The organism is Haloferula luteola (assembly GCF_014201715.1).
Taxonomy (GTDB): Bacteria; Verrucomicrobiota; Verrucomicrobiia; order Verrucomicrobiales; family Akkermansiaceae; genus Haloferula; species Haloferula luteola.
In genome coordinates, this window is record NZ_JACHFD010000011.1 from 59,423 (window position 1) to 80,505 (window position 21,083).

The 21,083-nt window shown below is 59.8% G+C and carries 19 protein-coding genes; 8 read left to right on the forward strand and 11 right to left on the reverse strand.

Going from position 1 to position 21,083, the window contains the following annotated elements; translation table 11 throughout:
- Nucleotides 1–8: 8 nt before the first annotated feature.
- The 6 genes from HNR46_RS11805 to HNR46_RS11830 form a co-directional block, all read right to left on the reverse strand.
- On the reverse strand, nucleotides 9–1,049 hold the full coding sequence (locus HNR46_RS11805; protein WP_184019032.1) for a Gfo/Idh/MocA family protein: 1,041 nt from the start codon (nucleotides 1,047–1,049) through the stop codon (nucleotides 9–11).
- Nucleotides 1,046–2,668 carry a divalent metal cation transporter gene (locus tag HNR46_RS11810; RefSeq protein WP_184019034.1) on the reverse strand — a complete coding sequence of 541 codons (1,623 nt, stop codon included), beginning with the start codon at nucleotides 2,666–2,668 and terminating at the stop codon, nucleotides 1,046–1,048. Before HNR46_RS11810 ends, HNR46_RS11805 begins: the two co-directional genes overlap by 4 nt.
- A 32-nt stretch (nucleotides 2,669–2,700) precedes the next feature.
- Nucleotides 2,701–3,525: a sugar phosphate isomerase/epimerase family protein gene (locus tag HNR46_RS11815; protein ID WP_184019036.1), complete on the reverse strand. Its 825-nt coding sequence runs from the start codon at nucleotides 3,523–3,525 to the stop codon at nucleotides 2,701–2,703.
- A gap of 18 nt (nucleotides 3,526–3,543) precedes the next feature.
- The gene (locus HNR46_RS11820; RefSeq protein WP_184019038.1) at nucleotides 3,544–4,197 is read right to left on the reverse strand and encodes a 3-keto-disaccharide hydrolase; all 654 of its coding nucleotides are present in this window, start codon (nucleotides 4,195–4,197) and stop codon (nucleotides 3,544–3,546) included.
- A 59-nt stretch (nucleotides 4,198–4,256) separates the two neighbouring features.
- Complete coding sequence (uxuA, locus tag HNR46_RS11825) at nucleotides 4,257–5,426, reverse strand: mannonate dehydratase (RefSeq protein WP_221285136.1); 1,170 nt, start codon at nucleotides 5,424–5,426, stop codon at nucleotides 4,257–4,259.
- 193 nt (nucleotides 5,427–5,619) lie between these two features.
- Complete coding sequence (locus tag HNR46_RS11830) at nucleotides 5,620–6,846, reverse strand: hypothetical protein (protein WP_184019040.1); 1,227 nt, start codon at nucleotides 6,844–6,846, stop codon at nucleotides 5,620–5,622.
- A 234-nt stretch (nucleotides 6,847–7,080) separates the two neighbouring features.
- Here HNR46_RS11830 and HNR46_RS11835 point away from each other — a divergent pair, with 234 nt between their 5' ends.
- Nucleotides 7,081–8,688: an aspartate:alanine exchanger family transporter gene (locus HNR46_RS11835; protein WP_184019042.1), complete on the forward strand. Its 1,608-nt coding sequence runs from the start codon at nucleotides 7,081–7,083 to the stop codon at nucleotides 8,686–8,688.
- Nucleotides 8,689–8,694: 6 nt separating this feature from the next.
- On the opposite strand, the gene HNR46_RS11840 is transcribed toward HNR46_RS11835, so the two are convergent.
- The 3 genes from HNR46_RS11840 to HNR46_RS11850 all read right to left on the reverse strand — a co-directional run bounded on the left by HNR46_RS11840 (nucleotide 8,695) and on the right by HNR46_RS11850 (nucleotide 11,121).
- A complete protein-coding gene (locus HNR46_RS11840; RefSeq protein WP_184019044.1) occupies nucleotides 8,695–9,102 on the reverse strand; it encodes a Minf_1886 family protein in 408 nt (135 codons plus the stop codon).
- Nucleotides 9,103–9,195: 93 nt separating this feature from the next.
- Nucleotides 9,196–10,113: a tRNA (adenosine(37)-N6)-dimethylallyltransferase MiaA gene (miaA, locus tag HNR46_RS11845; RefSeq protein WP_184019046.1), complete on the reverse strand. Its 918-nt coding sequence runs from the start codon at nucleotides 10,111–10,113 to the stop codon at nucleotides 9,196–9,198.
- Between the two features lie 90 nt (nucleotides 10,114–10,203).
- The gene (locus tag HNR46_RS11850) at nucleotides 10,204–11,121 is read right to left on the reverse strand and encodes an RNA recognition motif domain-containing protein (RefSeq protein ID WP_184019048.1); all 918 of its coding nucleotides are present in this window, start codon (nucleotides 11,119–11,121) and stop codon (nucleotides 10,204–10,206) included.
- A gap of 341 nt (nucleotides 11,122–11,462) precedes the next feature.
- On the opposite strand from HNR46_RS11850, the gene HNR46_RS11855 reads away from it, so the two are divergent.
- The 3 genes from HNR46_RS11855 to HNR46_RS11865 all read left to right on the forward strand — a co-directional run bounded on the left by HNR46_RS11855 (nucleotide 11,463) and on the right by HNR46_RS11865 (nucleotide 14,099).
- Nucleotides 11,463–12,416: a D-alanyl-D-alanine carboxypeptidase family protein gene (locus HNR46_RS11855; RefSeq protein WP_221285137.1), complete on the forward strand. Its 954-nt coding sequence runs from the start codon at nucleotides 11,463–11,465 to the stop codon at nucleotides 12,414–12,416.
- A gap of 55 nt (nucleotides 12,417–12,471) precedes the next feature.
- On the forward strand, nucleotides 12,472–13,545 hold the full coding sequence (locus HNR46_RS11860; RefSeq protein WP_184019052.1) for a 6-phosphofructokinase: 1,074 nt from the start codon (nucleotides 12,472–12,474) through the stop codon (nucleotides 13,543–13,545).
- Between the two features lie 68 nt (nucleotides 13,546–13,613).
- Nucleotides 13,614–14,099 carry an Lrp/AsnC family transcriptional regulator gene (locus HNR46_RS11865; RefSeq protein ID WP_184019054.1) on the forward strand — a complete coding sequence of 162 codons (486 nt, stop codon included), beginning with the start codon at nucleotides 13,614–13,616 and terminating at the stop codon, nucleotides 14,097–14,099.
- Between the two features lie 15 nt (nucleotides 14,100–14,114).
- On the opposite strand, the gene HNR46_RS11870 is transcribed toward HNR46_RS11865, so the two are convergent.
- On the reverse strand, nucleotides 14,115–14,999 hold the full coding sequence (locus HNR46_RS11870; protein ID WP_184019226.1) for a phosphatidylserine decarboxylase: 885 nt from the start codon (nucleotides 14,997–14,999) through the stop codon (nucleotides 14,115–14,117).
- Nucleotides 15,000–15,138: 139 nt separating this feature from the next.
- Here HNR46_RS11870 and HNR46_RS11875 point away from each other — a divergent pair, with 139 nt between their 5' ends.
- From HNR46_RS11875 to HNR46_RS11890, 4 genes are all read left to right on the forward strand, one after another.
- Nucleotides 15,139–15,756, forward strand: coding sequence for a hypothetical protein (locus HNR46_RS11875; protein WP_184019056.1), 618 nt, complete (start codon nucleotides 15,139–15,141; stop codon nucleotides 15,754–15,756).
- 27 nt (nucleotides 15,757–15,783) lie between these two features.
- Nucleotides 15,784–16,974 carry a cytochrome c biogenesis ResB family protein gene (locus HNR46_RS11880; RefSeq protein WP_184019058.1) on the forward strand — a complete coding sequence of 397 codons (1,191 nt, stop codon included), beginning with the start codon at nucleotides 15,784–15,786 and terminating at the stop codon, nucleotides 16,972–16,974.
- Entirely contained in the window at nucleotides 16,971–19,004 is a 2,034-nt protein-coding gene (locus HNR46_RS11885; RefSeq protein ID WP_184019060.1) for a cytochrome c biogenesis protein, read from the forward strand. The genes HNR46_RS11880 and HNR46_RS11885 overlap by 4 nt, the downstream gene beginning before the upstream one ends.
- Nucleotides 19,005–19,087: 83 nt before the next feature.
- On the forward strand, nucleotides 19,088–20,335 hold the full coding sequence (locus tag HNR46_RS11890; protein ID WP_184019062.1) for an MFS transporter: 1,248 nt from the start codon (nucleotides 19,088–19,090) through the stop codon (nucleotides 20,333–20,335).
- Here the strand turns inward: HNR46_RS11890 and HNR46_RS11895 are convergent.
- A complete protein-coding gene (locus HNR46_RS11895; protein ID WP_184019064.1) occupies nucleotides 20,332–21,081 on the reverse strand; it encodes a L,D-transpeptidase family protein in 750 nt (249 codons plus the stop codon). The two genes, HNR46_RS11890 and HNR46_RS11895, sit on opposite strands and share 4 nt — an antisense overlap.
- Nucleotides 21,082–21,083 lie beyond the last annotated feature (2 nt).

Here is a 21,083-nt window from a genome sequence, read left to right on the forward strand (position 1 = left end):
GCGATGGGTTAGAGTGAAACGCTTTTCCCGGTCCGAGCGCTCTCGTAGATGGCGTGGATCAGGGCGACGGATTTGCGGGCTTCGGTGGCGGAGGTCGTCGGTTGGCGGCCTTCGCGCAGCGCGAGCACGACCTCTTCGAAATTCCGTTGGTGTTGAAGATAACCGATGGCTTTCGGGTCGTTGGCGCCCAGGCCGGCTTCGGCCCCTTTCATGAGGGTGGCTCGCAAGGTGGCATCTCCCGGTCGTTCGGTCCGAAAGTCCCAAAGTTCGAAAGTCTCGTCCGCGAGAAACACCGAGCCATCTGTCCCACAAAGTTGGACTCGAGCTGGATGGCCGTCTTTCGACCAGGTGCAGGTGGAGCCCTCGATGACGCCACGGGCTCCATTTTCAAATTCGAGGAGAGCCACGGCGATGTCTTCGACTTCGATGCGCTCGTGGGCCAAGCAGGCGGTATGGGCGTGAACTGCTCGAACAGGGCCGGCGAGATGAAGCAGCGCGTCGATGGTGTGGATGGACTGGTTCATCAAGGCGCCACCTCCGTCGAGGGCCCAGGTGCCCCGCCATGCTGCGGAGTCGTAGTAGGCCTGGTCGCGAAACCATTTGATGTAGGCGGATGCCGAAGTCAGGCGGCCGAACCTTCCCTCATCGACGGCAGCCTTGAAAGCGTCCATGGCGGGGTGGAATCGACGATTGAGGATGGCTGCGAGGGTTTTTCCCGCGGTCTGGGCGGCCTCGATCATGGTGTCGATGCGATCGGGCGTGATCTCGAGAGGTTTTTCGCAGATGACGTGCTTGCCCGCGGCGAGAGCGGCAAGGGTCGGCTCAAGATGGGCCCCAGAAGGGGTTGCGATGGTGACGATATCGAGTTCGGGATCGTCGAGAAACGCATCGAGATGGGAAAATGCCGGGACGTTGAATTCGCGGCCAAAGGCTTCCGCAGCCTCCGGGCGTTTGGCAAAGACCGAGTGCAAGGTGCCGCCCGACATGGCCTGGAGGGCGCGGGCGTGGAATTGGCCGATCATGCCGGCCCCGATGATTCCGAATTTCATGGGAGAGTGCGTCGTTCGTTGCGAAGGAAACCAAGGGTACCGATGAGGAAGAGAAGCCCGAGGAACAGCAGACCTCCCCAGCCAAAGTAACGCTCCCAGTTGGTGGCTTGCGTTTTGCCCCATAGGACCCACACCGAGCCCCCCGTGGCGATGGCGGTGGCTGGAATCATGAGGGCATTCCAAACCCAGCGTCGGCGGCCAGTAGGGCGCTCATGACCGAGGATCTGCCGGGAGTTCATCATGAGAAGGAAGGTGAAGTAGGCGATCGGGATGAGTGAGCCTCCGATCACCGACGTCGGAACCGCGAGAGCGGCCTTGGAAGCTCCATTCCAGAACAAGGGGAACAGGCAGCCGGAGATGCCGGAAAGGGCACACCCGAGGAAAAAGATGGCGCGCTCACGGGCGGGCTCGGTTTCCAGGGACGGCGCGTCGTGGGGAGACGAAAAGGCCTCCATGAAGGCGGTGCCGTTCATGAGCATGAGGATGACGATCGTGGATAGCGCCATCCCGAGAACGCCAATGCCGAAAATCTTCTGGGAGATGACGGGGCCGGCGAAGGGCTCAAGGGTGATCGCCAGCGCGTTGGCATCGCGTTTGACGAGCATGTCGGCGAGTTCTCGATCGGCCTCGTTCGGGGTGATCGTTGGATGGGCAGCGGAGAGAGACTCGATGAGGGGAGCGCCCGCTCCTGGAGCGACATCGTGAGTCCGAGTGTGAAAGGACGACGCGGAAGCGATGACGACGCAGGAGGTGGCGAGGAAGAAGGGGATGAACAGGCCCACGGAAAGGTCGGTGATCGAGAGACCCCGATGGCGTTTTCCCCATTTCTTTTTGAGCAAGGTGTAGGGCAGCAGAAAGGTCATGTTGATGCCCACCGCGGTGCCGAAGGCCGTGATGATGATATCCCGCTGGTCACTGGAGATGCGCTTGCCCCACCACGAGGGCGATGACGAGCGCTCAATGAGATCGCTAAAGCCGCTCGCGGGTTTGAAAAGAAGGGAAAAGTCCGGGACAAAGCCGCGAAAAACCGAACTCCATTCCAGTTGTCCGGAACGAGTCAGGGCGACCACCACGGCAAAGAAAGAAACGACGATCGTGCCGACCATGATCTTGATGATGAGGTCGAATGCTTTCGCCGCTCCTCCACCAGCTTGGTAGAGGGCATTGACTCCCATTCCGATCAGAAAGAGGACGACAATGATGGCGGTTTGGGGGATTTTCTCCGAGAGCAGATTTTGTTGGATCGCTGCAGTCGCGAGAGAGAACTGGGGCATGATCCACACCATGTTGGCGAGGACGGTGGCGCCGAGCCAAGACCAACCAAGAAGAGGGTGAAGGTGGCGCTGGATGGCATGGAAGGGGCGCTGTCCCGTTGTGAGCGTCACATAGGCGATGGCCGACAGCATGATGATCCCGCAGACCATGGCGAGAGGCTGGAGCCACATCAGTCCAAAGCCGGCAATGACGCCGAGGTAGAGGGCTCCGGTGAGCGAGCCTCCGCCGAGGGTGATGGCGCCTTGGAGCCATCCTGGGCCGGAGAGACGGGCGTAGATGAAAAAGCGACCAAGGGGGCCCTTTTGGGCAGCCTCGTCGAGCAGCTGGGTTTCGCGGTCGGACATGGGTTTGGGTTTGGGAATCGATGGGGCAGCGACTAACTGCCAAAGAACCGTCGGAGGTGGTCGCGGCTGGCGATGGCGACCTGTTCGGGGCTGGGGTCGTAGCGGAAGACCTCGACGGAGATCCAGCCGTCGTAGTGAGTTTCGCGAAGGGCGTCGACGATCGGAGGGTAGTCCACTTCACCCATGCCGGGCCCGTAGAGGTTGGGGTCGTTGGCGTGAAAGTGCGCGGTCCAATCGCGGCTTTGGCGAATGATCTCTGGGATCGGAGTGGGCTCCGAACTCATGGCTTTGACGTCGAGGTGGAGACGACAAGAGGGATGATCGACGAGTTGGCAGAGCTGAATGCCTTGCTCGGCGGTGTTGAGGAAGTTGGTTTCGTTCGGTCCGAGAGGCTCGATGGCCAAGGTCACACCGAGAGGTCCGGCATGATGGGCGACTTCGCGTAGCAAGTCGGCGGCTCGGTGGAAAGCCGATGTCGGGTCCCAGTCGGATTCCAAGGAGCGTTGTTGGGGGCTGCCCCAGACCATGACGGTGCCGCCGAGGGCATGACAAAGATCCGCGAGGTGGCGCGCGTAGTCCAGAGTGGCCTGGCGAACCGCCGTGTCAGGGGTGGTGAGGTGGAGGCCGGAAGTGTGGGCAAGAAGCCAGTGAAGACCAATGACTTCGATTCCCAGATCGCGAGCTTGGCGCCCTCGTTCGGCGGCCTCCGACAATGTGAACTTCCTGACCTCGTCGGAAAGCGTGTACGGTGCGACCTCAAGACCGGAGTAACCGTGCTTGGCAGCAAGGCGGATCGACTCAAGCCACGGCACCGTGCCGTAGGTCTCGTTGCAGATGGCAAATTTTCCGTCGCTCATGCGAAGCGCGGCGGAGGCTCAGAGTTCCTTGATGCGAAGGTTGCGCCAGCGCACATGACAGGAGTCACCGGCGTGAACCTGAAGGGCAAAGAAGCCTTCTGGGGTGAAATCATCGCCTTCGTCCGTGTAATCGACACGGAGTTCGTCATTGAGCCAGATTTGCAAGTGGCGATCTTGGCAGACGATGCGGATTTCATTCCAATCCGTCCACTTGAAGATTTTCTTCCCTTGTTGGGTGAAGGCCTTTTCAGCCTTGGCATCTCCCGCGGCAGGGACGAGCCAACCGCGTCGGGCCTCATCGTAGAGACCTGCGGTCCAAGCACGGTCCTTGCGGTTGTCGTGTTCGCACTGATAGCCAAACACGCGGCCGTCTTCACCGGGTTTTTGGAGACCTCGGAACATCATGCCGGAGTTGCCAGTGAGGTCGTCGAACTTGATCTCGAAGCGGAAATCAAAGTTGCCGTAGGTCTTGGTGGTGCGAAGGAAGGTGTTGTTTGCGACCTTTTCTCCAGATCCGACGATTTCTCCGTCGACCACAGAATACTCCCCGGAGCCATTGACGCGGGTCCAGCCGTCGAGATTGGAGCCATTGAATAGGGCCGTAAATCCTTCCTCGAGCGCGGAGGCGGAGAGGGCAAGGAGCCCGGTGAAGAGCAGAGTTTTGAAAATCATGAGTGAAGCGGTTGGCCTGCCTGCTACGGTGCGGATCGGCAGATCTTTTCAAACTTGTCCTACAAGTGGGCGCCGAGTTCAAGCCCGAGAATGAGTCCCCGGATTTCGGCGAGGCCTTTCATGCGTCCAAGGGCGGAATAGCCGGGAGTGATGCCTTCGGGTTTGGCGAGGTCATCCATGATGACGAGTCCGTGATCCGGGCGGAAGGGCACTTCTTCGGGTCGACGACGGTGGCGGAGGAAAGATATGAGAACTTCGGCGAGAGAGGTGGATCCTTCGAGATGGGGAGCTTCATGGAACGCGCCCTGAGATTCCAATGAGGTGCTGCGCAGGTGGAGAGCGTGAATGCGATCGGCGAAACGGCCCGCCAGTTCGGGCAGAGCATTGTCAGAGCGAGCACCCAGGGACCCTGTGCAGAAGCAGAGCCCGTGGGAGGGCGAGGGTGCCAGGGCGAGAAGGTCCTCAAGTTGTGAACCTGTCGAAACGATGCGTGGGAGTCCGAGGATGGGGAATGGGGGATCGTCGGGGTGAATGGCAAGTCGGATGCCACAAGATTCGGCGACAGGGACGATGGCATCGAGGAAGCGCCCAAGGTGTTGGCGCAGCTCAGGCTCCCCGATGCCCTGGTAACGGGAAAGCATGGCGTGGATATCGTCGAGACGGAGGTTCCACTTCACGCCGGGGAACACATCGATGATGCTGCGAATGAAACTCTGTTGGGTGGGGGAGTCGAGGCGTTGCCACCAGGCTGCGGCCTGCTCCTGGATTTCCGGAGAATGGTCGTCTTCGGCTCCGTGTCGACGCAGAGCGAAGAGGTCGAAGGCGGCAAATTGAACCGGATCGTAGCGCATCGACCTCGATCCATCCGGCATGAGGAAATGCATGTCGGTGCGGACCCAGTCGAGCACTGGCATGAAGTTGTAGATGACGGTCTCGATGCCCTCGGACGCGAGATGCCGCAGGGTGGTGGCGTAGTGATCGAATCGTGTCGTGAGATCGCCTTTTCCTGTTTTGATATCTTCGTGGACGGGGACGGATTCGACAACCTTCCAGCTCAGGCCGGCGGTGGCCAATGACTGCTTGCGCTCTTGGATGTCAGCAAGGGGCCAGGGAGCTCCGTAAGGGATCTCGTGGAGAGCGGTGAAGACGGAGGTGGCACCTGCCTGGCGGATGAAGGCTGGCGAAACGGGGTCGGACGGTCCGAACCAGCGCATGGAAGGGGCGAGCATGCGAGAATGGGAGCGTGGCCGAGGGCACTTGTCGAATCCCCGATGTGCGGTAGGGGCGATCGGTCTGGGCGGGTGACGTGAAGTCGGTTTCTCCCCATTTTACGCCCCTTCCGATGGTAGGGAACTCTCAGGAAGCCTCTCGCGACCTCAAGGGTGGCGATCTCCGATAGAGATCGGACTGGTCAGGAAGCCCTCAGAAGTAGGATCGCAGTGCCAGCCAGTAGGTATGGCCGTGAAAGACGGCGGTTGATTGGGAGGAAATGCGATCCCATTCGACTGCTCCCATGAGTTTGAGGTTCTGGCCGTGAATGAAGGCGTTGAGTCCGAGGTAGAGGCTCTGTTGCTCATCCCCGCGAACCGAGGGAGTCGGGGCACTGAGTTCGCGCGAAACGGCGATCGGAATGTAGCGGCTGTAGGGCGTGATCCCCTGCGAGGCGGATGAAGATTGATAGTGGAGTCTGCCTACAGCTTCCAGTTTGCCGGGAATCAGCCAACGTTGGACCGTTGTGACCGCTCCCCAGACGTGACCATCCTGAAGTGAAGAGGTGGAATCGGCTTCGCCGAAAAGGAGGTTTCCACGAAGTGTCCAGGGGCCTTCCTGCAGAGTTGCCCAGGCTGAAGCCACCCAGTTCCATTGACCACTCAGGGTCTCCTCGCGGTCTTGGGTGTCTTGATAATAGAAGGCGAGGGCGGCGAGGGCGGAGTCGGTGCCCGTCCATTCGGCGAGGTCGCGTTGGGTCTGGGCGATCCAGGCGATGCCGTCGTCCCAATTGCCCCAGTAGGCTGCCGAGTCGGTGGAATAAACTCCGAGAAAGCTCTCCCACGGTCCACTTTGGTGGCGAACCCATGCCCCCAGGGGAGCGGAGCCGCCATCGGTTGTGATCAGGGCCCGATTGCTAAGGGCAGATCGCTCGACGACGGGCATGAATTTGGAAGAATCGAGAACTTCCTCATCCAGAGGCAAGTAGCGTTTCCCGTAGCCCATCCACCAGGAGCCGCCGGGGATTTGTGGAAAGGTTTGATCGAGCTGCCATTCTGCAAAGGACATCCAATTGGCCTTGTAGGAAAGATCGCGATCGCCTCCTCGAGGATGGGCATCGTCCTCCAGCATCATCTCGTGGTGCAGAGTCAAGGCACCCTCGGCGAAGCGGGCTTTGAAGCCCGGCCAGAAGCGTCGGATTTCGCCCTGAGTATCGTACCAAAATTCCCGGCCTCGAGCATCGCCGTCGACCCACGCCTGTTGATAGTGGAATCGAGCAAAGACGGTCAGATCTTGGAGAAAAGCGGGAGTGTCGGAGTGGTAGAGAGTTCCGGAAGGAATCCAGTCGGGCGAGGAGGCATTGGGAGCTCCGAATGCGATGGTGGTGGACAAACAAGCAGCAAGGCTTCCCCCCATCCAACGGCTAAGGCGTCGTGTCATGGCGACCCCGCGATAGGCCCTTCTCCTCGCTGCGGCGACATCGAAGCAAAGGACGAGCATTGCTTCACCCGATTTGCTGAGCGTCGGGAATCGGCCTGCTTGGGAAGGGGAAAGGGAAGATGGCAGTGGACGCGGGGGAAATCCCATGAGGTGGTGAGAAAGCAGTTCATGAACCGGCCATGCTCGACGCGCAACGGATCGGTTGTTAGTTTCCTGTCCGCTGCCTTTCGATCCATGAATTCCATCCAGATTCTTCTCGGAAATCCGCTTTTCGCGTTGTTCATCGTCATCGGTGCCGGTCTGTTGTTAGGCTCGGTGAAAATCAAAGGTTTGAGCTTGGGGAGCTCAGGGGTGTTGTTCACCGGGCTGTTGTGTGGACACCTCGGATTCACCCTGCCCGACATTGTGGGGACCATCGGGTTGGTGTTATTTGTCTATTGTGTGGGGATTTCTGCGGGCGGCCGGTTCTTTGGGGCATTGGCGCGGGAAGGGGCGACATTGGCCAAGATGGCGATCGTGATCGTGGCGCTGGGTGCGCTGGTCACTTGGGGGTGTCACACTTGGATGAAGATCCCGGTGGATTTGGCGGTGGGGATTTTTGCTGGGGCATTGACCAGCACTCCGGCATTGGCGGCGGGGACGGAAGGATTGGGGGATGCAGGATCCAACGTGATCATTGGCTACGGCATTGCCTATCCCTTTGGGGTCATCGGGGTGGTGCTATTCGTGCAGTTGATGCCGAGGTTGATGCGGCAGGACCTCGACAAGGAGGCTGAGGACTACAAGCAGGAGAACGAACACTACAACTCGGTGCTGACTTCCCTCGTCGAGGTGAACAATCCGAATTTGTACGGAAAATCGATTTCCGATGTGGTGACCCGGGTGATGGGGGCAGTGCAGATTTCGCGCAAGTTAGAGGGGGAGCGGCTGGTTCCGTTGCGCTACGATGATGTGTTTGCCGAAGGGCAGCACCTGTTTGTGATCGGGCGCCAGAAGGACATGGATTTGGCGATCGATTTCCTCGGTCACAAGAGCGACCGGCCATTCATCAAGGATGTGGAGAATCAGCAGCGGCGTTTGGTGGTCACGAATGCGGCGATCGTTGGGTTGGAATTGCAGCAGTTGCAGGCGTTGCGTGAATACGGGGTGATGATCAGTCGGGTGACCCGGATGGATGTGACCTTTGTGCCGACTCCGGATACGCGGATTCAGCGGCGGGACTTGTTCACCACGGTGGGCAATCCGGAGGACTTGGATCGCTTTGCGAAGGCGATTGGGCACCGCTCGCAGGCTTTCGACGAGACCGATCTCCTGTCGTTGTCGGTGGGCATCGCCTTGGGGGTGATGGTGGGGATGATTCCGTTCGCACTCCCGGGGACGGAGGGCATCACTCTGGGGATGGCCGGAGGGCCGTTATTCGTGGCGTTGTTGCTCGGGCATGTGGGCAAAATTGGCCGGGTGGTGGGGCACATTCCGCGGCCGACGCGTCAATTGCTGCAGGAGTTGGGTCTGGTATTTTTCCTCGCGAATGCGGGGGTGAAAGGCGGCGCCTCGATGGTGGAGACGTTGATGAAATACGGGCCGATTTTGTTTTTGGCCGGGGTTCTCATCACCTTGGTGCCGATGGTACTGACCTATGTGTTCGCGAAGCGGCTGTTTAAGGTGAACAATCTTCAGGCGCTTGGTGGGATTTGTGGCGGGATGACGTCGACGCCCGCTTTGGGAGCCTTGACGGCTCGCACGGATTCCCAATTGCCGGTGTTGAGCTACGCCACGGCGTACCCAGTGGCACTGATCGTGATGACCGTGTTTGCCAAGCTGTTGATTGCCGTGATGCAGTAGCGGAGCTCAGTGCGTCTTTGAGGCGAGCCGGCTCTTAGGGATGTAGGGGACTTCGAATGCTTCGTGAAAATCGAAGACATGTTCGAAGTCCTCAAGCTTGTCGGAGTCCTGCTTGCCGAACATCTGCTCCTCAATGAGGTGAAACACCATTTCCCCCACATGTCGGGTTTGGGAGAGGCCCCAGTCTTCCATGAGGGTGGAAGCCATGGGTCCGAACTCTTGAAGGGCAAGATCACGGAAACCACCGAGAAGCTCGACGCCGCTGACGTGGCGGGCCCGCCCGGAATTGGTCTCAGCTGCCCGCTTGAGGGTAAAGTCGAGGGACTCTTTCAGAAAGAGGTAGGCCTGGGGGTCAAAGCGCGAGTCGCGGCGGTAAATGTTTTCCACGGCGCTCTCGAACTGGGCGGGCTGCATGGGCCGCACCATGAGGTTTTCCCGGCGTGAGGTCAAAACCTGATGGCCTTCGAAGGGTCAGGAGATGGGAAAAATGCGGTGGAACGGGCGATTTTATGATCCGAGCAGGGAAAGTGCGGCCGAGATGGGAAGGTCGGCTCCCGGACTCCACGGCAGGGGAAGGAGCCATTTTTCCCGCCGGAACCAGGTTTCTTGGCGCTTGGCATACTGGCGGGTAGCAGCGGCGATGTGCTCGTGGCAGCGATCGAGGTCGATGGTCCCCTCCAGAAATTGGCGGATTTGGGGAACTCCAATGGCCTTGGAGAGGGTAGGTGAGAGAGGGGTGGTGCGGACTTCTTGGAGGGCGCCGCCGGCGAGCATTTGGCGGGTCCGAAGCTCGATGCGACGGTGAAGATCGCTGCGTTCTCGGCGCAGGACGAGGCCGGTGAGGGTGAGGTCGATTTCCTGAGTTTTTCGCGTCCATCGGTCCCTGAGTTCCGAGCAGGGTCGGCCGCTCAGAAGGCAGATTTCCAGGGCGCGTGAAACGTAGCGGCGGTTGGCGAGGGGGGTGCGGGAGGCCTCCAGGGGATCGAGACGGGTGAGCTCCTGGATGAGGTCGGGCAAGCTTCGAGTGTCGAGTTGCCGGCGGAGTTCAGGGTCCCCGGGAGGCAGGGGATCCGGTCCGTGGGTGAGGAACTTGAGGTAGAGGCCGGAACCGCCAGTCACGATGGGGATGCGACCTCGGGATTGGATTTCCTGGATGACCGAAAGGGCCATTTCACGGTAGCGCATGGCGTCGCAGGTTTCCTCCGGCGAAAGGACGCCGTAGAGGTGGTGAGGTGCGATGGAGCGCTCTGAGGGAGAGGGTGCCGCGACCAAGGTTTCGAGTCCGTGGTAGAGCTGGAAGGCGTCGGCATTGACGACTTCGCCCTCGCATTGCTGGGCCAGCTCTGCCGCGAGGGCGGATTTGCCCGAGGCGGTGGGGCCACAGAGGAAGATCGGGGAGGGTGAGCCAACGGCGTTCAACGTCATCGACCTGTGGCACGATGCGTCTGGGGGCGAGCAAAAAAAGACCCCGCGCGGGTGAGACCCGGCGGGGTGGAAAGAGTGAAGTCGAGGTGATTAGGCCTGGGGCTTTTCGGCTTCCGGGAGGGTCGACTCCGTTGCGGGCTCCTCGGCCGGGGTGACTTCGGCGATTTCAGCAGCATCGGCGATTTCCGAGGTCTCCGCAGCAGGTGCGGCGGGAGTTTCGGTTTCTGCGGCTGGGGCCTCGGCGGCGATGGCTTCTGTCACTTCAGGGGCCGCCACTGCCGCAGCCGGACGCCTCGGAGTTGCCTCCGTTTCGTCGTCCTGTGGGCGATCATCGGTATCGGCGGGGCCGTCGGACTTGGCTGCGCTGACGACGAGCTTGCGGCCCATGAAGAATTGGTCGTGGAGGACTTCCACGGCTTTCTTGGCCTCGTCGGTGTCGAGCATTTCGATGAAGCCGTAGCCTTTCGAGCGATGGGTACGGCGATTGTAGACGACTTCCACGCGACGGACGGAACCGACGCCACGGAAGAGTTCCTCGAGGTCGCTCTCGGTGGCCTCGTAGGAGAGGTTGCCGAGGTAGAGGCGGCGCGAGTCGACGTCACGAGCGCGAGCTTCGGCCCGTTCCCTGCGTTTTTCGGGGCTTTCAGGCTCCTTGCGGGTGCGGGTCTTGGCGACGCGGGTGTTTTGTTTGATCTCCTTTTTTTCGCGTTCCCGTGGAGGCCGGGGAGTGGGGGCCGGCGGCGTGTAGAGGCCGATGGCTTTCAGGAGCTTTTGCCACCAGGTGAGGGGCTTGGGCTTGGGGGCGGGTTGCCGATCGCGACCTCGATTCCTGCGGCGGCGTTGGCCTTGGCCGGCGTGCTCGGAGGGTGAGAAGGTTTCAGCCTGCGGTTGGCTTTGGCTGGAATATCCTTCGTTTTCGCGGTTGCGATTGCGGTTACGGTTGCGTCCTCCGCGGGAGCGACGGCGCTTTTGGCCGTTGCCGCGGGCTTCGGATGGGGTGTTCGACATGTCGTGCTATTTCGTTGGGTGCGGACGTTCGGCCGGCCTTGGGCGCTGGAGCCGTGGCGTCAGGCATCGGTGGCCGGAATTCGACCTGCCGGGTTCCACCGGCTTTGTGTTGCCGGGAAGGATCCGTCCGTGGCGAAGCGGAAAGGACGGTCTTCAGAGTCTCCGGACAGGCGGATGAGATCCGAGTCCATTCATTGGATGGCGGTGCGCGGGCAAGGGTTCACGCCCGGCAGCGCTGCGCGGCGAGGCTACGGATTGCCGGGGCCAAGGCAAGGCGCGAATTCGAGGGCGTGGGGGATTGGGGTTGAGGCGGATGGCCGGGGCGCTACCATGGCGCCGGTATGATGAAGCGACTCCTCGTGGTTCTGATGGCTGTCCTTGCCCCCCTGATTTCAGCCAACGCCCAAGAGGCGGTGATGGTGGTGGAGGCGCATTCTGGAAAGGTATTGATTGGCAAGAATTCGACCGTGAAGCGTCCGGTGGCCAGTTTGACGAAGGTGGCGACGGCCGTCCTGGTGGTTGATTGGGCTGAGGCGGCAGGGGTGGACCTTGCGACGCGGGAGGTGGTGGTGCCGAACTCGGTGGCAGGGCTGGGTGGATCGAATCCGATGCGATTGGTGCCGGGAGATCGATTGACGGCGCTGGACGCGTTGTTTTCTGCCATGCTGGGAAGCGACAATGCGGCCGCGCAGACTTTAGCCCATGATGTGGGGATTGAGTTTCTGCGGCGGGAGGGTCGCCAAGGGGATCCCGTGGCGGCCTTTGTTGCCCAGATGAATCACTTGGCGGAGGCGCTCACGATGCGCAAAACTCATTTCGTCAATCCGCATGGGTTGGAAGCGCAGGGCTCCGTTGGGCTATCGACCGCTGCCGACATCGCAAAACTCTCGATCTATGCCATGCGGCGGCCGGGAGTGACCTTCGTGACGCGCCAGTCAAGTCGGCAGGTCAAGGTGCGGGGAGCAGCGGGTGAACGGGCATTCACGGTGAAGAATACCAATGAATTGGTCTCGGAGCACATCATTGGGGTGAAGACGGGGACGACGGCGGGAGCGGGCGAGTGCCTCGCCATTTCGTCGGAGCGGGAGCCGATGGTCCGGGCCAAGGCCGATGGGAGCAAGGGAGTGACGCCCCGCCGATTGATTGTGGTTTTGCTGAACACTCAGGATCGCTTTGGGCGCGCCAAGGGTTTGGTTCAGCAAGGGTGGGGTCTCTACGATGGTTGGGTGGCGCACGGAGCACCGGTGAACGATCGCGAGCGGGAAATCCTGACGGTTCCGGATCCGCGGGGCTGATGGTGTCACTTTTTTTCCTTATCAAACGTCGCAAAATTCGACAGAGCCACTGCCGATGCGTATCGGAATTCTGAACAGTGGTGGCGATTGCCCGGGTCTCAATGCGGTGATCCATGGGGTGGTCGGGGCCGCGACCCAGCTCGGCTGGGAAGTCATTGGCTTCAAAGATGGCTTCGAGGGCCTGTTGCCTCCGGGCGACTTCCGGATTCTCAATCCGGAAGACACCGCGGGGATCCTGAAGCTCGGGGGCACGATCCTCGGGACGACGAATAAAGGTCACTTTGCAGCCAAGGTGGGCAAGGGTGATATCGCCGAGGTGCCTGCCGAAATTGTGGCCAAGGCCAAGAAGACCCTCGACCAATTGGAAATTGGCGCGTTGGTGATTGTCGGTGGTGACGGTTCGTTGACGACGGCATTGCAACTTTACCGCGAAGGCTGGCCGGTGATCGGGGTGCCGAAGACGATCGACAATGATCTTCAGGCGACGGCGATGACCTTCGGATTTGATAGCGCCGTGAGCACGGTGGTGGATGGTTTGGATCGCCTGCACACGACGGCGGACAGTCACAAGCGAGTCATGGTGCTTGAAGTGATGGGCCGCCACGCTGGCTGGATCGCCCTGTGGGGTGGCATCGCCGGTGGTGCGGACGCCATTCTTCTGCCGGAAATTCCGTTCAGCCTTGATAAGGTTGCTGAGCACATCAAGCAGCGCGATGCGCAAGGGCGCCATAGTTCGCTGATCGTGGTCGCCGAAGGGGCCAAATTGCCCGATGGCGACATCGTGACCGTGGCGGAAAATGCCGGCGGTGAGGTGCGACTTGGCGGTGTGGGTGACGTGGTTGCCAAACGTTTGGAGCAGTTGACGGGCAAGGAAACCCGCTCGTGCACTCTGGGGCACTTGCAGCGAGGTGGTGCACCGACCTCACTTGACCGGATTTTGGGAACCCGTTTCGGGGTGATGGCGGTGAAATTGGCTTCGGAAGGCAATTTTGGGCGGATGGTCAGCTATCAGGCCTATCACGTGGATTCGGTGCCGATCGAGGATGCGGTTCATCAACTTCGTCTGGTCACGCCCGATGGTGAAATGGTCAAAGCCGCCAAGGCTGTGGGCATTTGCCTTGGGGATTGATGAGGATTTTTTGCAAGCCGCGGGAGGCTCTTGCTTCCCGCGGTTTTTCTTTTTAAGCCCCTTCCGTCATGTCGATCGACCCCTTGCTGGACTTGCTGCGCCATAAAGCGCGCCACACTCACCGCGAACTTGCCGAGCTGCTTTCGTTGACCGAAGAGGAGGTCAAGGCGCGGGTGGCGGAATGGGAGAAGGATGGCACGATTGCCGGCTACCAGGCAGTGATCGATCCCGAGCGCGCGGGCGATCAGGATGTTTCGGCCTTCATCGAGGTGAAGCTGACGCCTGAACGGGGCGGCGGATTTGACCGTCTTGCCCTGCGCATTGCCCGATTCGATCAGGTGGTGAGCTGCTATCTGGCGAGCGGGGGGTATGATTTGATGGTGGTGGTCGAAGGCCGGGATCTGCGCGAAGTGGCGCGATTTGTTTCCGAAAAGCTCAGTACGATGGACGGCGTGCTTTCGACGGCGACTCATTTCCGGCTCAAGACCTACAAGGAAAACGGATTTCTCATGGAGGATATGGGCAGCCCTGAGCGGCTGGCGGTTGCACCTTGATCCCGGGCCGACCCATCAGGTGGCCATGGGTGATCCGACGCGGGCGTAGAGTTCTGTTTGGCGGGCGCTGTGCTCCAAGAGGTCCGGTGCCAGAGTGACTACGCCGGGTTCGAAGAGAGTGATGGTGGAGGATCCTCCGAAGGCAAAGTAGCCTTTTTCCTGACCCTTGGTGACGGGTTCGCCCGGATTGAAGGTCTGATGGATGGATCCGACGCAGGTGGCTCCAATTTCGACGATGAGAACTTGCCCGAGGTGATCCGTTTCCAGGGTGGTGACGGTGCGTTTGTTTTCCCAGAGATAGTGCAGGTGGCGCCGAAGGGCGATTGGCGACACGGAGTAGAGGGGGCCGTCGATCAAGCGGGTGGTCCCGGGAGTACCGGCGCAGGGGAAGTGGAAGCGATGGTAGTCGACCGGGCACAGCCGGGAGAGGACGAGAGATCCTTCGCTGAAACGGCGAGCGAGCGTGTCGTCGCCTAACAGTCCTGGGAGATCGAAGCGTTGGCCTTTGACGAAGAAGCGATCGATTTCAGAGATTTTTGGGAAACCCAAGTGGCGCCCATCGGCGGGGAAAACCACCGGAACCTCGGGGGCGATCGGGCGGGCTTGGGGCTTCAACTTGCGATAGAAGAAGGCATTGAAGCTGGCAAAGGAGTCGATCGGATCGGCGAAGTCATCGGCATCGAGTCCATAGTCGGCGATGAATGGCGCGATTTTCTCCCGGCTCTGCGGGGCGTCCATGCGGCGGCCATACCATTGGGAGAAGGCCGCACGTCGAATCAAAGCCTGAAGGGGTAGGGCGCCGAGGGGGTGTTCATAGACAAAGCGCAGAAAGGCCTCGCCGTAAACCTGCTCGGTTTCAAGTTGCCCGGTATGGCGGTTGAAGAATCGGATATCGTCCACGTCGCCCTGCCCATACGGTAGGGTGGACCGGACGGAAAGGCGAAGTTGGTGGTCGGGAAAGCTCATTACGAAAAGTCACGACGTCCGGTAGGACTTGCACGAGGAGGCAACCGCGGGTATCGCCCACGCGATGAGGCGCATGGCGATCCTTTTGACCCTAGTCTTCCCGCTGGTCAGTTGCGGTGGGAGGAAGGAAGCGACGGCGAAGGGAACTCGCCCGCTGACGATGCGGGATGAGCACCTGCAACCGACATCGAGCGACGATGTCCGATTTGCCAGTGCTATGGGTGCTGGCGGTGGCGGGATGATGGGGGGGGGAGCGGGAATGCCGGCGGGTGCCTCGCCTGTGGTCGCCGGGGTCGTGCCGGAGGGGTGGACGGAAGCGCCGTCGAGCATGTTCCGGCTGCTGAACTATACTTTTGATGACGGAGGGGAGGCTTACGTCTCCGTCAGCCAAGGTGGGGTATTGGAGAACGTGAATCGGTGGCTGGGGCAATTTGGGGCCTCCCCGATGACGGACCTTGAGGGATGGGAGAAGGTGGAGGCGGCCGGATACCATGGGGTGTGGGTGAAGGCAGATGGAAGTTTTGGTGGGGCCATGGGAGCCGCTGCGAAGAGCGATTGGGCACTGCGTGGAGTGGTCATGGAAAAGAATGGGGAAATTCTGACCGTAAAGCTCATGGGCCCGGCGGCAGCGATGCCGGAACAGGAGACCAAGTTGCGTGCCTTTGTCTCAGCTCTCCAGCCCGCTCCCTAAAGGAGCTCCTGCACGAAATTGCTCTCGATGATGACGCGTCCCTCGTTTTTGGTTTCTCTCTGGAAGTTCTTTTCCGGTTACGGTCTGGCGACCTTTTTGCTGGTTTTGCTCGGGGTGGAGACGTGGTTGGCCACTCTGGAAATGGTGGATGCCGGGTTGTTGGCCACTCTGCAGAAGTACTTCCACTGGAGCTCTTGGTACTTGATTCCCTATTACAATGGGAAGTCGATGATCCTCCCATTGCCTGGAGGCTATTGGGTGTGTGCTCTGCTCTTGGTCAATATGGTGCTGGGTGGGTTGATCCGGGCACGCAAGGGCTGGAAGACGGCCGGGGTGTTGCTGGCCCACTTTTCCATCGTGTTCATGGTCGCGGCTGGGGGGGTGGCTCAGCTTTTCGAAAAGCGCGGAGTGATGTTCCTCATTGAGGGTGAACAAGCGGATTACGCGGTGTCCCTGACGGATCCGACGATCGAGGTGATGGAGCTGAAGGATGGGAAGCCGCTGGGCGAAGTTCACGTGGCAGGGGAATCGGCGTTGCGAGGTTTGTCGTCTGAGGATCAACGCGTGATCCATTTTGAGGATCTCCCTTTTGATCTGGAGGTGGGTGGATGGCAGAAGAATGCGATGGTCCGGAAGGAGGGTGATCAATGGACGTTGAAGCCATTGCCGGTGCAAATCGAAGGGGAGATGAATGCTCCGGGCTGTGGCGTGCGGGTGATTTCTCGGGACGGAAAAGTTGGAGAATCGTTTCTCTTGGCAGTGCCGCCCGTGAGCACAGGCGAGGAACACTACCCATTGCGACAAATTGAGGTCGATGGGCGGACCTTTGGAATACGCCTAGTGAAGGAAACCATCCCGGTTCCCTACACGGTGAAGCTCGAGGATGCCGTCGCGGAGTATTATCCGAACTCGATGCGTCCCAAGTCGTTCAGCAGCTCGATCGAACGGATAGGCGAGAGGGCGGTGCCGGTGGAGATTTCCATGAATGAGCCGATGCGATTTGGCGGATTCACGTTTTTCCAGCGCACGATGAGCAGCGGTCCGCAGACCCAAGGTGGACCGGAATTTTCCGGATTTGAGGTGGTTTCGAATCCTGCAGACAAGTGGCCGGAGTGGAGCCTCTATATGGTGACACTCGGGCTATTCATTCATTTTGTCACCAAGTTGGTGACCTCCATCAAAGGTGCCTCCCGGCGTCGCCAACCCAAGCAAGCATGAAGCGCACGGTTCGTTGGATTTTGTTTTTTTTCGGTCTCCTCCTGTTTGGAGGGGTGCTGCTGACCGCAGCCATGGATGCCAAGCCACCTGCCAACAACCGGGTGGTGGAAGGTTATCAGGCATGGAGTCAGGAAACTTTGGATTTGGCCGAATCGTTTCCGGTTCAGGACGGTGGGCGGATCAAGCCCCTGACAACGTATGCGGGCTTCACGATGTTGCGCCTGCATGGAGCTCGGTCGCTCACTGTGAGTGCAACGGAAAATGGTGAACCCATTCGCATTCAACCGTTGGCTTGGATGCTGGACATCTTCTTCCGGCCGCAGTTGGCCATGCAGGAGCCGACTTTCCGGGTGGATGATTCAGCCGTGCTGACGGCGATTGGAGTGACTCCACGGGATCGGCGCGACCATTACAGTTACCAAGAAATTGAGCCTGGGAGGGATCGGCTTTTCGAGATGGCTCAGGGCTACAACAACATCCCGAAGAAGGAGCGGACAGGCCTGGAGCAGCAAGTGTTGGATCTTGCTGAGAACTACCACAGCTACGAGCAATTGCTGGGTGCGTTTTCGATGGTGCGGGGGGGCTTGAGGATGATGCCGGTGGAAGGACTTCCGGAGGCGGCGGACGACGCTCCGAAGGTGGCAGGGGTGGCGGAAGTGATGGCTACCGCACCTGTGATTCGCCAAGTGCTGCAAGAATCTCAGGCGAAGGGCGGGAAGATTCCCCCGCATTTGTCCAGCTTGCTGCAGCAATTGTTGGACGGAGCGAATGCTTCGAACGCTGGGTTGTTTCTCTTTCCTCCTGCCGGAAAGGATGACGAGGGTTGGTTGAGCCCCGGGGAGCGGGTGATGAACGTCATGGAGATGAAAACCCGGGACGTCGAAGGCTCGGTGAAGGACATCAAGGCGATCGAAACATTATCGCGCTCCATCTTTGATTCCGAGGAGGCGTTTCGGACGGAACTCGCCAAGTTGAAGGCAGATGTCGTCGAGCGGGCCCAAGAGCGGGGCGAGTATGAGAAGATCGAGCTGGAGGCGGAATACTACCGCAAAAATTGGCTGCTCTATGCGTTGTCGTTTTTCCTTATCGCGACTTTGTTGGCGATGGGAATGTGGATGACCGCGGGGCGTGCCAGTCAATGGCTTTCGTGGGGCGTCTGGGGAACAACCTTCGTCGCGTGGGGCATGGTAATCGTTCCGATCGTGAAGCGTTGTTTGATCATGGGGCGTCCCCCGGTGGGAAATCTTTACGATACGATCATTTTCATTGCTGCGGCAATCGTTCTGTTTGGCTCGATTGCAGAGGCCTTTATGCGCCGGCGGTTGTTGCTGGGGGCGATGCCGATTGCCTGTGTGTTGCTGATTTTATTGGCTCGATTGTTTGAGGTGGGAGATGCGCGCGATCACATGGACCCCTTGGTGGCGGTGTTGCGTTCGAACTATTGGCTGACGATTCACGTGATCACGATCACCCTTGGCTACGCCAGTGGGTTGGTGGTGGCGGTGATCGGAATCGTCTATGTGCTGCTGCGAGGCTTGGGGTTGGACGGGGGAGATGCCTCGATGCGTCGATCGCTGACACGTGCGGCTTATGGAATGGTGTGCGTGACATTGTTTCTGTCTTTGGTGGGCACGGTGTTGGGTGGCATTTGGGCTAACGATTCTTGGGGCCGTTTCTGGGGTTGGGATCCGAAGGAGAACGGCGCGCTGATGATTGTGCTGGCGAATTTGGCGATTCTTCATGCGCGCTTGGGGGGCTACATCAAGGAGTGGGGTCTGCACCTTTCTGGTATCGCTCTTTCTGCGGTGGTGACCTTCTCTTGGTGGCACGTCAACATGCTCGACACCGGGTTGCACAACTACGGATTCACTAAGGGTGCGAGCTACATCATGTTGGTGTACAGTGTGGTGGGGCTGTTGATTTTGTTTGGTTTGGCCATGGCATGGTGGGATCGGGAAAAGACGGCTGCTGCGCGTCGTGGCCAACAGCGTGAGACGCCCGAACTGGGTGGCAAGCGGAGGGAGGCGTGAGTCCGCCCCATGGGGTTGGAGGATTCCTCGCCTTCGCGGGTGATTTGCCTCGAAACCGGAAGGGGGCTTACTAGCTTGCCGGCGTGGTGGCCGAGCCGGAACGCAGTGAACGAACCCCGGCGGCGACCATTGGCCGTCTGGGCTGGGTATTTTTCGTGATTGGGATGTCGCCCGGGTTCTACTACCCGGCTTTGACGAATTTGCTGACGGCGCGCGGTCTCGATAGTCATTTCATTCAATGGACCTGGCTGGCCAGCCCCATTGCCGCATTGATTTCGCCGGTCTTCGTCGGGGCGTTAGCCGACAATCGGTTTTCTGGGCAGAAGGTGCTCGGGTGGTTGAGTCTTCTGAGTGCGGTCCTGTTGGCGATCGCCTTTCGGTTGTTGGACTCGGAGGTTTCACCGATTTGGTTTTTGGTCTTTCAATTTGCGAGTGCGATTGTCGGTGCACCGCAGTGGAGCATGATGGCGAGCCTCAGTTTGTTTCACCTCCGGTCAGGTGAACGCGAATTCCCTCTGGTTCGCATGGGGGGGACCTTGGGGTGGGTGGCTGGCGGCCTGATCCTCAGTTTTGTATTTCACGCCGATACTTCTCCGATGGCAGGTTACCTCGGAGCTGGGGCGAAGGTGCTAGCTGGATTGTGCGCGTTTTCGTTGCCGTCGACGCCTCCGTTGGGGAAATCACGTTCGCTGAGGTCCTTGTTGGGGATTGATGCGTTTGCCTTGCTCAAGGAGCGGGACCATTGCGTATTTTTCCTGGTGACGGCTTTGCTGTCGATGCCCCTCACGGCGTTCTACATGTGGACTCCGAAGCATCTTGCGGATCTAGGGGACTCCCACGCGGTGGCGACGATGGCGTTGGGTCAGATCAGCGAAGTGGTAGCGATGCTGTTGATGTCACTGTTGATTCGGAAATTCCGGGTGAAGACTCTTTTGGTGGCGTCTTTGTCGCTGACAGCGTTGCGCTACGGATTGTTTGCCTGGAGTGGGGAGAGCGGACTCCGGATCGGCCTGATCGCTGGGGTGACGCTTCATGGCCTTTGTTACACCTTGTATTTCATCACAGCGCAGCTGTTTCTGGATCGCCGGGTGGAGGCGGGGTTGCGCAGTCAGGCGCAGGGGCTCATCTCCCTTTTTTCCAATGGCATCGGGAGCCTTGTGGGGACTTTTGCGGTGCGTGCCTGGTATGACCACACCGTGGGTGCGGGACATGGGGGATGGGCCAGTTTTTGGGGGGCTTTGGGGGGCTTTCTTTTCGGGCTGACGGTGATTTTTGTCGTTGCGTATCGAGGGGTTGCCGCTTCGAGAGATCAACCCACCGCCGGCGGTTAGGGGAGTTTCCACTCGGCGCGAAAGCGATCGTAGTCGGCCTGAGGAAGGAGGACGTAGAGAGGCTGTTGCTCGGGATCGATCCAGGAGATGATCTGGCGCAATCGGGGTTCTGGCATGGTGGTGCACCCAGCGGTGGGTTTGGATCCACCGCCACGCCAGATGTGAAAAAAGATGGCACTGCCGGCACCCGAAACGGCCTGGGGAGGCGCATTGTGGGCGATGAAGAGCTTGAGGGAATGTGGATAATCGTCCTGCCGCATTTGCTGTTTCTTTTCCCAAGCGGTCGTCGGTTCGTGATCGATGACAAGGTGGCGGTTGTAGCTGGGAGATTTCGGATCCTCGACCCAGAGATCGCGTGAGGTGACCTGACGATAGAAAAGGCGGGGGTTCTTCTGGATGCGTGCGTCGTAGCCCCAGGCTCCGCCAATCCGGAAGACTCCCGCTGGGGCCCGGCCATCGCCCTCTTTTTTAAGTCGGCCTTCGGGAAGGGGATGGAGTCCGCGGCCCCAAACGAGCCCGTTTTTGCCGAGTCGCCCTGTCCAGGGTTCGAAGGCTCGCACCCATTGGCCGCCCCGTTTTTCATACGCGGTGAGGGTGACATGGGAGTCATTCCAATCCTTGGCAATGCCGACGATGCATTGACGGGAAGGGCCGGGAAGTTCGAAGCCGAGGGCGATCCCGGCGGTGGCGAGAAGCAGGAGGAAAAAACGCATGGTACAAAGTAGCATCGATTCGGATTTAGCCATGC

Bases quoted from the DNA above. Each gene is read 5' to 3' on its own strand.
- HNR46_RS11895 (WP_184019064.1), bottom strand. From the start codon at position 21,081: ATGGCTAAATCCGAATCGATGCTACTTTGTACCATGCGTTTTTTCCTC.
- HNR46_RS11805 (WP_184019032.1), bottom strand. From the start codon at position 1,049: ATGAAATTCGGAATCATCGGGGCCGGCATGATCGGCCAATTCCACGCC.
- HNR46_RS11885 (WP_184019060.1), top strand. From the start codon at position 16,971: ATGAAGCGCACGGTTCGTTGGATTTTGTTTTTTTTCGGTCTCCTCCTG.
- HNR46_RS11855 (WP_221285137.1), top strand. From the start codon at position 11,463: ATGATGAAGCGACTCCTCGTGGTTCTGATGGCTGTCCTTGCCCCCCTG.
- miaA (WP_184019046.1), bottom strand. From the start codon at position 10,113: ATGACGTTGAACGCCGTTGGCTCACCCTCCCCGATCTTCCTCTGTGGC.
- HNR46_RS11875 (WP_184019056.1), top strand. From the start codon at position 15,139: ATGGCGATCCTTTTGACCCTAGTCTTCCCGCTGGTCAGTTGCGGTGGG.
- HNR46_RS11830 (WP_184019040.1), bottom strand. From the start codon at position 6,846: ATGACACGACGCCTTAGCCGTTGGATGGGGGGAAGCCTTGCTGCTTGT.
- uxuA (WP_221285136.1), bottom strand. From the start codon at position 5,426: ATGCTCGCCCCTTCCATGCGCTGGTTCGGACCGTCCGACCCCGTTTCG.
- HNR46_RS11865 (WP_184019054.1), top strand. From the start codon at position 13,614: ATGTCGATCGACCCCTTGCTGGACTTGCTGCGCCATAAAGCGCGCCAC.
- HNR46_RS11835 (WP_184019042.1), top strand. From the start codon at position 7,081: ATGAATTCCATCCAGATTCTTCTCGGAAATCCGCTTTTCGCGTTGTTC.
- HNR46_RS11810 (WP_184019034.1), bottom strand. From the start codon at position 2,668: ATGTCCGACCGCGAAACCCAGCTGCTCGACGAGGCTGCCCAAAAGGGC.
- HNR46_RS11820 (WP_184019038.1), bottom strand. From the start codon at position 4,197: ATGATTTTCAAAACTCTGCTCTTCACCGGGCTCCTTGCCCTCTCCGCC.
- HNR46_RS11815 (WP_184019036.1), bottom strand. From the start codon at position 3,525: ATGAGCGACGGAAAATTTGCCATCTGCAACGAGACCTACGGCACGGTG.
- HNR46_RS11860 (WP_184019052.1), top strand. From the start codon at position 12,472: ATGCGTATCGGAATTCTGAACAGTGGTGGCGATTGCCCGGGTCTCAAT.
- HNR46_RS11840 (WP_184019044.1), bottom strand. From the start codon at position 9,102: ATGCAGCCCGCCCAGTTCGAGAGCGCCGTGGAAAACATTTACCGCCGC.
- HNR46_RS11850 (WP_184019048.1), bottom strand. From the start codon at position 11,121: ATGTCGAACACCCCATCCGAAGCCCGCGGCAACGGCCAAAAGCGCCGT.
- HNR46_RS11880 (WP_184019058.1), top strand. From the start codon at position 15,784: ATGATGACGCGTCCCTCGTTTTTGGTTTCTCTCTGGAAGTTCTTTTCC.